We start from the raw sequence: 13,459 nt of genomic DNA on the forward strand, positions 1-13,459 counted from the left end.
CCATTGATTTTACAGTAAATGTTTAACAAATCAAATGATCAGGTCCTGGAAGTTCCACAGCAGAATAATCGCAGACCTCTCATCACAAGAATCGCAGGCCCCTCATCACAAGAAAAAGACTGCCTGCAATTACCTCGCCGACAGTCTGAATGGGATCTTCGCTTCCCTCTTTGCTTAATATTATTTCAAATATTAATTCGCCCAATATTGCTCCGCTATACGCTGACCTTGCTTAATCTTCGCCCATTGCTCATCTTCAGTCAATTCATTTCCTCCATCGCAGGACGCAAATCCGCATTGGTGAGATAAGAGCAGTCTGTCCTTATCAATAATTTTGGACGCTTCATCCAGCATTCTCAAGACACGCTCTTCATCATCCAGCGTATTCGTCTTGGAGGACAACAGGCCAAGTACAATCTCCGTATTCGGCTTATCTTGGAATACCGCAAGTGCCTCAAGTGAGCCTGCACGCTCATCATCCCACTCCAGGAAGAAGCGGTCGTATTTGAGCTGCTTCAAGAACAGATTCGCAATCTTGGCATAGGAGCCGCCGCCCATGTTACGGGAGTCGTAGTTACCGCGGCAGTTATGCGTCCACATTTTGAGGCCCAGGCTATGACCGAAGTCAATGACCGTGTTGTTGATATCAATGAACTCAGCAGCGAGAGCCTGCACTTCCTCCTGATTGATGTTCTCACCCGTGTAAGGAGAGTTCGGATTGTCATCAGCGAAGAGCTCCCACAAGCAATCGTCGAATTGCAGAATTTTACCGCCAGCGGCAGCAAACTCCTCAACAAATTCCTTATAAGCCTTCACCAATCCGTTCTTAAGCTCCTGTCTGTCTTTATACACGGATTCCGTTCCACCAATGTTATCCGACCAGGACAGCTCACCAAAGATATGGGATGGAGAGGGTACGCACAGCTTCGTTTCTCGATCGCCAGCCTGCGCTTGAAGCTTCTTATAAATATCAATAAAATGATGGTTCTTAGCGCTCAGTTCACCCGTAATGCGGAGTCCAATATCTCTGCGTGTCTCATATTTCGAAGATCCATCGGTATCTCTGAAGAAATACCCGTGATCTGCGATGTAACGTTTGATGCCTTGGAAGCCCCAGACGAAATCCAGATGCCACATCGATTTGGAGTATTCTCCATCCGTAATAACAGAAATATTGTTAGCAATCTCCTTATCGACTACAGCTTGAATCGCTGCGGACTCAGACTGCTCATATCCCTCGAAGTCTTGGTAAAAGGGATACGTTATATCATCGCGATGCTCGATTTGATGCTTATATTCTAATAAGTCCTTCGGACGAAGCAAACTGCCTACGATTTGAAATCTATTGCACATGATAAAAGTCCCCCTCTAGATCGCCTATGTCGTTTTTGATTCCTTTGATTCTAGCATGGAGGTTTATATCCTGTATAAGACTTAAAAGCAATATCTAGTTATAGCTAAAAGCTATAGCGAACTCAGAAATTTATCTTTTGGTTATTATGGAGGGAAGAGCTGCTCCGATTCATCAGCTTCTGTCTAATCCTTTTCGTTCTCGATAGATGAGTCTTCTCATTAAAGCATCGATAGGGCCGTTCCACCCCCGTTTTTCCAGCCAGACTGCAAGACAGACACCCGAGAACCAGATCAACACTGCAATAACAAACACCCCCGCACTATCCAGCACACCTCCTAGTCCCAGAGCGACTGGGGATAGCAAGAGGACAAGCAGCGCTTCCTGGTAGATGTAAAATGTAAGCGATCGTCGGCCTACGGATGCAAGTGCCTGCGTTATCCTAGGAGCAGTGCCGCGGGCTGATATGCTGAACAGCGCAATAAGAGCGGTATATCCTAACCCGCCTGCAACACCCGTCATGATGTGAACGATTACAAACCAGCTGATTAGTCCAGATTCCGGATGCCACATGTTCGCGCCAGTCAGAGCGTAAGGAAGTGCCCCGATCAGCGATATACTGATTCCTCCGATGGTGATTCGTTTCAACTGGGTACGGAAGCGCTCAGGATGATCCAGCCACCGTTTGTGGGCAGACCAAACTCCTATGGTGATGATGAACAGCATCGGATAGAGCAGCAGATTGATCCATATCATCACGGGAAAAGCAATGAAGTGCTCCGAGACGAGAAGCAGATAAGTATGGGAAGGCGTGTATCCCATGCCCAGCTCTTCCCCTGTCAATATCGGATATACCGTTACCCAGGCCATCGGAATGATAACCATATACACTAGACCGATCACGATTATAGCCCTTCGTTGTATCCGCTCCGGCTTAAACAGCAGCCATCCTAGAATAAGACCAGAGACGCCATATACGGCAAGGATATCCGCTCCTCCAATAAAGACAAGATGTATAAATCCAAAAACAATGAGCAGCCACGAACGACGTCGTAACAAGCGCTTCACTTCTGTTACAGGTACACCTTTCTCCTGTTGGCGTGCTGCCATACTAGCCATTCCGTAACCGAACAATGCGGCAAACATCGGATATGCACGGTTATCCACGAACAGCAATCCAACCAAATTCACGATGTCATCCAGCCAATGCTCTCCGAGTGGACGAGTCAGCGTAAATGGCTTCGCCATAAATAAAAATACGGGGGCATGAGCAATCACGATCAGCAGCAGCATAAATCCTCGGCCTAAATCTGGAGCAAGCGATCTCAATCCGTCAAACACCTCACTTTTGGAGTGTATAATTATTGATTGACTTGATCAGTCAATAATTATACTAAGATGTATTCCAATAATTGTCAATCAAATTTTCTGAAGGAACAAAAAGACCCTTCCGCTTTCCTCTCGGATCGCAGAAGGGCTTCGTTCGTTTATAATCAGGTTATGTAGCGAATATTGTTATTTTTGAATCACTCTGAGCAGCATACGTATATTCCAGTCCAAATTTTGATGAAGCCAATTCACATCGTCAGCAATCAGTCCAGACAATATGGTCAAATAAAGATTAGCCAGCATCTCAGGATCTTCTTTAATCATCTCTTCGCGATTCTGTCCTTCAATAACGATAGGTACTAATAACGATACATATTTCTCACTCGTCTGGCTGATCAGATTCTTTGTCTCTTCATCAAGATCAGGATGCTTCATACAGCTTTGGATCATACGAAATACATCATGACTTCCTGCGGAGATGGCTGAACGGGTAAAATGCGCTATTTTGTCCAGCGGATTCGCTGACGAAGCCCGGACCTCCTCGATCAATTGATCAGCACCTTCCATTGCCCAGAGGAGGCTATGTGTAAGCAGTTCTTCTTTAGACTCGAAATAATGATACATCAGACCGTGACTTAGATCAGCAGCCTTAGCGATCATGCTCATCTTCGTGCCCTCTACCCCGTACTCCGCAAAAACCCTCAGCGCGGCATTCAGGATTTGAATCCTGCGCGCTTCCCGAATATGCTTGGATTGCTCTTCCTTGTAACGTGCCATGATTGGGGACCTCTTTTTTTGAATTATGATCCAGTATAGCATATATTACAGGCAGGTTAATCTGGCAGTGATAAAAAAACAGCCAAGTGTTATTGAACTGCACCCCATTTGTTAGACACGACTTACAATGGAAGTCCAGTCCATATCATTGGCTGCTCTTCGTGTTACGAAGCTGACTTACTATCTTTCTTTTCTTATAACGTACTGCGCCGCAGCTCATAAAAATACTGAACTATAGGATGCTTTAACTTGATCTTCTCGGCCATGTTTAAGATTCGTTTCTTGCCAAGACGCCGATCCACTAAGGCTAGTACATTCAATAAGATATCATTACTCTCCAGGCTGTCTTCAATAGAAGTAGATAAGAACTTATTCGCTGTAACGACAAAATTGGATTTACTTAATGAGGTCTGTGCTGACAATAGCTCTTTCGCAAGCACCGTGATTTTTCTGCTTCGTGCAATGACGACGAGACGATCCTCCGGGACGGTTCCTTTGGTATCTGTTCTTACTCCTTCAATTTCTTCATTGCTGATTGGAATTTGCACTTCTGGGTCACTCTTTATTTCCTGCTCTGTTTGATACCATCGGATGGAGCTGGTTGTATCACTCATATTGAAGACATTCTTTTTATCTACAGCGATATAGCAATCTCCAGATTTATTAGATGAATAACGGTAGCTGGTCGCACGGTACTCCACTCTTCCAACTAACGCAGGTGAGAGGAAACTTTCTAGCTGCTGCTTCAATTTACTCCAGGACATGTCCATGTTCCTCCTATATTCTCTTAACAAAAGCATCCCATCAATAGGCGGCCTTGATTCTGCTCTTAGGCTTCAATCATACCGTAATGTGATGAAGTCTTCAAAGCATCAAATAACCCGTACATGAACTACTCCTGGAGGGTTCTTTTTTCAATGAATCTATTTATTCAAACAAATCCGGTAAGATGTTATAAATATACTGGTTCACCCAATACCAAGCATGCGTGCCGCCGTCAGCTGCGATAAAGTAGAAATTCCCCTTTTCCTTATCCGAGGAATAGATGAAGGTATCGGTTAACTGCTTCATGGCATCGATCTGAGGCTTCAAGTTTGGATACGCCGTATCTGCACTGCCTGTAGCGCTGAATACGTAGAAATCCTTCGGTCCATATCCAGCATCTGTCGCAGCCTTCGCCAAATATTCTGCCGTTTCCATGGGTTTAATGCCCCCGCCTCTCTGTTCCACGACCCAGCTGTCACCACTTAAAGGCATGAAATATTTGAAATAATCAAGCGCATGCACAAAAGTATTCCAGGTCGTCACAGAACCCATGGAGAATCCACCGAATGCCCGGTGCGCTCTGGAAGCTTTTAAATCATCCAAACTGGCTGATTCCGAATAGGTATTATACTCGGTCTCCACCAAAGGAAGCACAATGTTAATCAATTCCTCGTGGAATGTAGCCGTGTCATTGGTCCCGCCATAGAAGGAAGGTGTCACTACAATAAGAGGCTCAATATCTCCTTTGGCAATCATGTTATCGATAATAATCTTCAGCTCTTTCGTCTGGCCAGGTCCTCCAAAGATCGTATCTACATTCTCCCCGCCGCCGTGCATTAAATATAGGACGTTATATTTCTTCGTTGTATTCGCAGGATCGTATCCATGAGGAAGGTATACATTCACTCGCTTGTCGTCTGTGCCGTTCTCTACATTAGGTGCTTTGTACGTTAAACTTTGAATCGTTCCCGGTTCTTCACTCTGCACCCGATATTCATCTGGAACTCTTTCGAAATATTTCTCGTTTGCCGCTTCTTCTGTCATTTCCAATTTACTGATTGCATGCTTGAGAGCAGCATACTGATCATTGATTTGATCTTGATTTAGCTTACTGTTGTCTAGAACATTTTCTGAAACGACCTTCATTATGGCATCTTGTACGACACTAGCATTTCTATATCGTTTAAAATCCATCTCTATCGTGCTCTTCACCAAATTCAGGAGGTCATACGGATTCACACCGCTGATATCCTCCTTGGTCTTGCCAGTAAGCAAAACTTCTCCAAACCTTCCTGTATCATTCCATGCGTTGCCTGATGAATCAAAGACATTGATGCTGCCGATTCGTTCGGATCCTTTAGCATCATTCACTTGCAGTTCAATGCCCATCACGGTTCCATTTTCCGGTTTCGATCGGAGTGCAATTCTTGTTTCGACTATATATCCGCCTTCCACCTTTTTCGCAGAAGAATAAATCTGCTCGCGATTGCCATTATCAATAGACTGAAAATTTTCATAATTCACCCGATAGTGCAAATCGTCCATACCATACTCTTGTGTCTTATTGTTGTACTCATCAAGGAATACCTCTACGGAATCCTGCATATAAGGTGTTTCCGATTGTACCGATAAATCTTTGTCCTTCACTTCAGCAAGAATATACAGCGCATGATCATCCCATAACGCCTTAAACTCGGCAGAAGTGTCGAGATTGTCTGATACATGTTTTGGCGTAATCGCTTGCGCTCTGCTCCATACTTTATCCATATTGCTGCCGTCAATAACAGGCGATCCGAAATAAGCTACCATTCTTCCGTTAGAATCGAATCCATTCTCGTCAACAGTGACCTTTCCCGGTTCTGGAGATGGTTTCTTGGATGCGTTATTCACCACAATCTTGGTTTGTAGAACCGTCGTTTTCCCATTATTAGTAATTAAGCAAGTAATCGTTGCCGAACCAGGTGAGAGTGCTGTAACAACTCCGTTTTGATCGACGGATGCCACAGCACTACGGTCACTGCTCCATTGATAACTTGCACCTGATTGTTTGTGCCCCATATTCACAGTATAGGTTTCTCCAACATACATCACTTTATGGCCCTCCTTTTGAGTTAGAGCTGCAGAAACATCCGACCACGAACCGAAACCACTTGTAAATACGACAGGCAGAACAGCCATTGTCACCAAAATAGGCTTTAATAACATTCTTGCTCTTGTCATCTGATCTCCCCTCCTCAGTACCTATAGCAAGGCGAATTTAGGTATAGCCTGGCAGCGGTTCACCTGACTTAAATAGAAGAACTCCCCCGTCAGATCATCTCTACGGGGGAAGTCTTCTTTTGAAAATCAACTGAAATCATTCAACTTCTCATTTACATGTTCCAAATCCGGTAGAGAACCACCGCTGCTTCAGCACGTGTCAAGGTTTCGGATGGGGCAATCTTGCCATCTTTGCCGTTGATAATTCCACTGCCTACAAGGGAAGCTACGCTATCCATGGCGTAACCGGAAATACTAGCTGCATCAGAATAAGGAGCGAGATTTCCGTTGCTCGTAACCGGCTTACCTACTGCTTTCAGGGCTTTTGCTGTAAGCACCATCATATCTTGACGGGAAATGCTGCTGCTTGGTTTGAATGTGTTATCTTCAAATCCAGCTGTGATACCCAGTTCTTTGGCAATAGCCACGGCCTGGGCATAATATGCGGCAGGCTGTACATCGCTGAAGGATGCCGTGTTGGTACCCGGACTCTTCAATTCAAGTGCTCTAACGAGCAAGGTGATAAAATCTGCTCTCGTGATCGAAGCTGCAGGAGCGAAGCTGTCATCAGAGATTCCTTTAATCATATCGCGTGCAGCCATCGCTTCAACGGCTTGTTTTGCCCACAGGACCTTTTGCATATTGGCAAAAGATTTGGTTACATTGGCTGCAGCATAGGTTCCGAATTGTGCTGTTTTAAACACAACGGAGCCGGATTTAGCATCATACCGTCCACTCGGTACGACAGTTGACTGTCCTTGATTGTCAATGTTTAGAATAACGATTTGATGTGCATTGACAAGTTCCTGTGCGGCAGGTGTGTACGGGATAGATACTGTTACTGGCGCAGCAGGATTGTTCCAGGCAAGGACACGATTACCAGCTGTTACGCTTAGGTCGATCACCGGACGGCTGCCTACATTAGCACGATCACCTGCACTCAAGCGATCTGCTGAGCCTTTGTTTATTTGAATAGCGACTTGTTCTGCTTGTTCTGTGGTATTCGACAGCATGTTGGACGGAATTTGAAGTGTTGCATGGTCCGTCTTAAGGACATACTCCACATTATTGCTGCTGTGCAGGTGTGAAGTCGGGAATTGTACAACATAAGATTGTACATTTGCCTGCTTCGGCACTTCGATCGTCACCTGCTTCTTGCCATTTGCACCTGAAGAGGCATTTTCAATAGCTTTATTCAGGCTGTCGCTTGAAAGGATTGCTGTGGCTGTTCCATTCTCGACTTTGATTACCGGTACAACAACAGAGCCATTCCCCGGTTGAGGCTGTGGCTGCGGCTGCGGAGTGGTACCTGAGTTGGATCCACCGTTGCCCCCGTCACTGTTGCCTCCTCCATTGTTACCTCCTCCATTGTTACCTCCGCCATTGTCGCCGCCGGGAGAAGGCTTCCCTGTCAGTGTCAACTCACCGAATACGGACGTATCCTGGTAACCTTGCCCGGATGGGTCATTCCATGCGTTCACGCTGATTCTATTGCCGTCTTTTGCATCATTGATCTGCGCATCGAAGCCAATTTTAGCATTGTTCGCAGGCGTTACCTTTTTGAATGGAATCTTCATTTCAACCGTGTAGTTGGTACCCGATACAGAGACTTCGGATTCAAAACCTTCAGCGATCTCTGCAGGATTAAAGGAGGCTAAGTTCTCGAAGTTCACTCTGTATTGTCCATCATCCTCTTGGTAGCTCGCTGTTTTGCCGTTATTCTCATCGACGAATATTTCTACAGAGTCCTGCTCCCATACATTCGGGTTCGACTTGTTCAGTTGATCGTCTTTGACCTGAACAAGCACATACAGGTTGTTGTCATCCCAGAGTGCCTTGGCTGTGCCTGTAGCACCTGACCATGCCATTTGCTTCGTATCCAGCTTCAATTCTGGAGCATTGCTCCATACGCTGTCTACGGAACCATCCATCACGGGTGTTCCATAAGAAGCACTTGATTTCTTGTATTCAATCTCTTCCGGTGCATTGTCCGCCAAGTACTTTTCAGGATCATTTACTGCGTAGTAAGCCTCTTTGGCTTGAAAGTCCTTGTCGAACAAGGTTGGATTCTGCTCAGCTCTCCAGCTCGTACTGTCATTCAATCCCCAGAAGGTAACACGTGGAATATGCTCACTGTTCTTCTTGTAGAGATCCATCAATTGAGCATACAAATAGGCCTGCTGCTTCTCTTCGCTTTCAGTCATGACTGAGTTGGTGCCTGCCATAATGTCCAGCTCGGTGACACTCACTTCTACACCCAAAGAACTGAAACGCTCAAGTGACATTCTGACATTGTCGATCCGAGTACCCAAATTGTAGTGGGCTTGCATGCCGATGCCATCAATCAGTTTCTCACCAGGGTGATCTGCCGCGTACTTCTCATTCAGCTCTTTAACCATGCTGTAGATGGCGGTAGATTTATTCTGGTTGTCATCATTGTAGTCATTGTAGTAGAGCTTGATATCCCAGCCATTTTCGTCAATGACTTCTTTTGCCGCAAGGAATGCCTCCTCAATAAAGTCAGGGCCGATGGCTTGAAGCCAGCCGGAATTACGTAGTGCATTCTTCCAGTCGGTTGGATTTGCTGGGTTATCGTTCATCGCTTCGTTGACAACGTCCCAGGAAATCACTTGGTCCCCAAAATGCTCAACGACCGTCTTCACATGTGTTCTTAAATTCGTTAGCGCCTCTTCACGGCTTAACGGCTCACCACTCGCTGCCGTATGCAGCCATGTAGGTGACTGTGCATGCCATACAAGCACGTGACCATGGATATCAAGGCCTGCATCTTGTACTCGCTTAACAAGCGCATCTTCAGCGGTGAAATCGAATGCTCTGTTTGTATCATAGGCATAATCCGGCTTCATATCATTCTCGAACGTGACGACATTGTAATGCTTCGTCAGAAGCTTGAGCCGAGTCTCGTCGAAGGTAGCAGGATTCACAATGTTGCCCATCAGGAATTCATCGGTGTAGGTATCTTTGAGGTTAGGGAGATTATCTTGAATCGGAGGTGCAGCAGCTACAGGCCCCAAATATTTTAGAGAAAAGTCATCTAAATAGAAGGTCCGGTTGCCGCCGTCGTCGTTTGCTGTTTCGATATAAGCATTGAGTACGCTTGGGGTCGTGGTGAGCGTATACTTACCTGTTAAGTGTACCCATTCTTGATCGGTAACGGTTGCATCTTGTGATACATTCGCATAGCCGCTGTCGGCATATTGAACACTGATACGAAGTGTTGTGGGTGCCTCACCAGGGGCCATTTTCACCCAAGCAGACAGCTCGTATTCGTGATTCTTTGCCATTTTGCCAGCCGCATCAACTAAGGCTGCGTCATATTGTGTCGTCGTCGTAACAAGCAGGCTTTGCTTGCCATCCGGTGTATGATTATCATCCTCAGAGAGAACTACCGTTTCACGGCCGTTCCGTGCTTTGAATCCATCCAAACCATTCTCAAAGTCAGCGGAAATACCCGTTTGATCGACAACCTCAGGTGCAGTTTGACCCGGGGTCACATCCGTAATCAGGACTTCATCAATGTAAATATCCGAGGTTAAAGTATTGCTGGAGGGTTCAACATAGATGATGACCTCATTTGTTCTAGAAGGAACTTCATAGCCCTTGGTTTCAAACAGTGTCCAATCGGAAGCGGTTACAAGCTTGTTTCCGATAATCCAAGGATATTTATCATTATCCGCTAAGATTTCAGAATCAATCTTGGAAGCCAGATGGAACTGACCTTCTCCTGAACCGAGTCTAACCTTGAGGGATATATCATACTTACGATCGGATTTCATCATGTCCGTAAGTACGAGCGCAGGAACCGCCTTCTCATCAACTCGGTTAAAGAATTTCAGAGATTTCGTACCTTCAGAGGCTGCATCTTCTACGACCGCAGTATCCCCGTTCGATCCCCAGGACAGCTTGCCCCAGCCTCCCGTATTTCCATCTTCAAAGCTTTGGTTAAGGACTACTGTAGGCTCGGCAGGTGTTTCTTCTTGGGTGATCGTGATATCCCCAATATAGAATGAAACTTCCTTACCGGCTTCATCAGACTTGATTCGCAGAGCAGTCTTGTCCACACTAGTAACGGAGAGATCGGCAGATAGTGTAATGCCTTGTCCTGCCTTAAAGTTGGAAGAATTAATCCCTGTGTATCCTTCTCCTTCAGCGCCCTTATTGCTTACAACCTCCAGAACAGCCTGCCCCGCCGCCGGTGGGTTAGCATCCGCATCCACATAGACGGAAGCAGTTACCGTATATTCTTCGCCAACTTCCAAGCCAAGGTCACCGAATGCAAGGTCCACGCCATCCCAGTTATTGGATCGGGCACTAACTTTCAGAGCTGCTCCATCCTCATTGCCATCAAACGGCTTGCCTGTTACAGCTTCCAGCTGGGCACCACCTGATTGAGTTGCCTTGCCTTGGCCATTCTGGAATGTTTCTTGATATACAACTGGTGAATCAGATGCCGCTAGTTCCGCCGCATTGACTGCTGGAGTAAACAAGCCGACCGGAAGAAGCAGAGCCGCTGCGAGTAACCCGGAAATGCCCTGCTTTAATGATTTTTTCATTCGAAGCCTTCCCCCCACAATAAATTTTTATCATTCATGTGAAGCGCTTACATAGTTAGATGTGATCAACCTCCTTCCAACCCAGATAATACCATTTTGTGACAAGGAATTCTTACTCCAAATTAAAGGTGAAACTTAGTTTTTTTCAGATATACTTCAAGGTAACTCGAAAACAACTTTGCTTGAGCGGGAAATGGAGGCATACTCCCCAAAAAAAAGACAGCCCGCATACATGCAGTACTGTCTTCGCAGATATGTTGTTATATCCATTAACAATTATGCCTTAATAACTTCAACCTTTTTATCTCCTGCGGTCTTCTTCCTTCTTCTCTATATCCAATCTTCATAATGTTCTTTTATAAATCGAATCTCATTCTCGTAGTGTGCCAGATGTCCCTCATCCATCATTTTTTGAAAGGCTTGATTTCCATTAGCTGCAAAGTTTCTTATCATATCACATAGTACAACCAATCGATCAATAATCCACTCCTTCATATTGTTAGGAACGGGTAATCCATAAGCTTCAAAAAACAATTGTATTCGGCGCCGGCGCTCTTGCGCATCTTTTTCACGCTGATACCGTATTAATTCCATCGTTTCAGAAGAACAGTCAGCCGTAAAACGACCAGGCGGTACGGACGTGTAAAGGGTATATGCAATATCCCACAGGCGCGGACCTGGGCCAGCCATGTCAAAATCAATGAGTGCTGCGGCCTTCTCATTCTGAAAGACAAGGTTATAGAACGCGGCATCGTTATGACATATGACTTCGTGTTCGGCACCGTCAGGGCCTGTAAGCTGCCATTTGGCTTCAGGACTTGGAACAAAGGATTGGGTCGCATCATGAAATTGTCGTAACAGGTGGGCAAAGTCCACAAGCGTCTCGTCCATCCACCAAGTATGCGATTCTAACTCCGGCTTATTCATATCACCAGTCACAAATGTTAATATTTCGCGGCCAAATTCATCAATGCCAAGAAATTTTGGTGCTCCCTCGAATCCTTGTCTTTCTAAATGCGTAAGCAATTCATGAACACTTGTGCTCCAATATCCTGTAGGACGTCGAACGGTGTCTCCTATACGAACGATATGATTTACGTTTCCGCCGCTTAATACCTCTTCTTGAGTCATAAGGTTTCACTCCTCGCTTTTATCATGTGCTATTCCCCAACAAAAAGAGTCAAATAAACTGTTTTTCAGTCTTATTTCAAATGTATAAACGTATACTCACTATGAAGCACACTGGAAAAGGAGGATCTAAATGACAAATAACAACCTGTTAAGCTTTTATGATCCCTATGTTTATCAGACCTTATCAACGATCGTTGGTAATGTGGTTACCGTTCAAACCATAAGAGGCAGCGTTCGTGGGTTATTGAAAAATGTATTGCCAGATCACATTGTCGTCGAATCTAACGGAACTCCCTTTTTTATTCGTACCCAGCAAATTATTTGGGTGTTTCCTGGTTAACAAAAGGAAAGTGGAGGGGAAATCATGTTTAAAAGAATCAATAAATTAGCAATTGAACTTCCTGTACCCGCACACGGCGATATGAATGCTGCAGCCGCAGTACAAGAGCTCTTGGGCGGCAAGTTTGGGGAGATGTCCACCCTAAATAACTATATGTTTCAGTCTTTTAACTTCAGAAATAAAAAAAAGCTAAAACCCTTCTATGATTTAGTGGCAAGCATTACAGCCGAAGAATTTGGTCATGTAGAGCTTGTTTCTAATGCGATTAATTTGTTATCGGTGGGTAATACTTTTCCAGGTGATCCGGATATCACTCCACTTCAAAATGGGAAGGATGCAAGAAATACCTACCATTTTATTTCTACAGCTCAAACCGCAATACCTGGTGATTCCATGGGAAGACCTTGGACAGGTGATAATGTTTTTAACAGTGGAAATTTGGTTTTAGATTTAACACATAACTTTTTTCTTGAGGTTGGTGCACGTACACATAAAATGAGAGTTTATGAGATGACGGATCACCCAGTGGCTAGAACCATGATTGGGTATTTACTCGTTCGTGGAGGGACACATATCCTCGCCTATGCGAAAGCGATCGAAATTGCTACAGGAGTAGATTTGACGAAAATGCTTCCCGTTCCTAATCTCGATAACTCTAAATTCGATTATTCCAAACCATTCATTGAAAAAGGCTTGAGCAATGTGCTATACACATGGAGCGAAACAGATTATAGGGATATCGGAATGATCTGGAAAGGAACAAATCCCGAAAACGGGCAGCCGCTTGAAGTGAAGATTGGTACTCCGGAAGGCGCACCCATTCCAGACTTAGAGGAATTACCTGAAGAATTTGCTCCTGGTATTACTAAGGATGATTATGAATTAATTAAAAAGCGTCTCATGGCAAATTTATAGCCTAAAATAGGAGGACAC

At 45.0% G+C, this 13,459-nt stretch carries 9 protein-coding genes; 2 read left to right on the forward strand and 7 right to left on the reverse strand.

From position 1 onward, the window contains the following. Positions 1-192: 192 nt before the first annotated feature. The 7 genes from BK126_RS10235 to BK126_RS10265 form a co-directional block, all read right to left on the reverse strand. Positions 193-1,353: a cobalamin-independent methionine synthase II family protein gene (locus BK126_RS10235; protein ID WP_076312416.1), complete on the reverse strand. Its 1,161-nt coding sequence runs from the start codon at positions 1,351-1,353 to the stop codon at positions 193-195. A 172-nt stretch (positions 1,354-1,525) separates the two neighbouring features. Next, positions 1,526-2,680 carry a DUF418 domain-containing protein gene (locus BK126_RS10240; RefSeq protein WP_083655796.1) on the reverse strand — a complete coding sequence of 385 codons (1,155 nt, stop codon included), beginning with the start codon at positions 2,678-2,680 and terminating at the stop codon, positions 1,526-1,528. A 186-nt stretch (positions 2,681-2,866) separates the two neighbouring features. After that, positions 2,867-3,457 carry a TetR/AcrR family transcriptional regulator gene (locus BK126_RS10245; RefSeq protein ID WP_076312418.1) on the reverse strand — a complete coding sequence of 197 codons (591 nt, stop codon included), beginning with the start codon at positions 3,455-3,457 and terminating at the stop codon, positions 2,867-2,869. A 194-nt stretch (positions 3,458-3,651) separates the two neighbouring features. Next, a complete protein-coding gene (locus BK126_RS10250) occupies positions 3,652-4,221 on the reverse strand; it encodes an SF0329 family protein (RefSeq protein WP_076312419.1) in 570 nt (189 codons plus the stop codon). 163 nt (positions 4,222-4,384) lie between these two features. Further along, positions 4,385-6,442 (reverse strand): sugar-binding protein, encoded by a 2,058-nt coding sequence (locus BK126_RS10255; protein WP_218639245.1) that lies wholly within the window; start codon positions 6,440-6,442, stop codon positions 4,385-4,387. Between the two features lie 152 nt (positions 6,443-6,594). After that, complete coding sequence (locus BK126_RS10260; protein ID WP_076312420.1) at positions 6,595-11,055, reverse strand: endo-1,4-beta-xylanase; 4,461 nt, start codon at positions 11,053-11,055, stop codon at positions 6,595-6,597. A 330-nt stretch (positions 11,056-11,385) separates the two neighbouring features. Beyond that, positions 11,386-12,186 carry an aminoglycoside phosphotransferase family protein gene (locus BK126_RS10265; protein WP_076312421.1) on the reverse strand — a complete coding sequence of 267 codons (801 nt, stop codon included), beginning with the start codon at positions 12,184-12,186 and terminating at the stop codon, positions 11,386-11,388. A gap of 130 nt (positions 12,187-12,316) precedes the next feature. Here BK126_RS10265 and BK126_RS10270 point away from each other — a divergent pair, with 130 nt between their 5' ends. Continuing rightward, positions 12,317-12,526 (forward strand): YuzF family protein, encoded by a 210-nt coding sequence (locus tag BK126_RS10270; protein WP_047912829.1) that lies wholly within the window; start codon positions 12,317-12,319, stop codon positions 12,524-12,526. 24 nt (positions 12,527-12,550) lie between these two features. Then, on the forward strand, positions 12,551-13,441 hold the full coding sequence (locus tag BK126_RS10275) for a manganese catalase family protein (protein ID WP_076312422.1): 891 nt from the start codon (positions 12,551-12,553) through the stop codon (positions 13,439-13,441). Positions 13,442-13,459: the final 18 nt, after the last annotated feature.

This window comes from Paenibacillus sp. FSL H7-0326 (genome assembly GCF_001955535.1).
GTDB lineage: Bacteria > Bacillota > Bacilli > Paenibacillales > Paenibacillaceae > Paenibacillus > Paenibacillus shunpengii.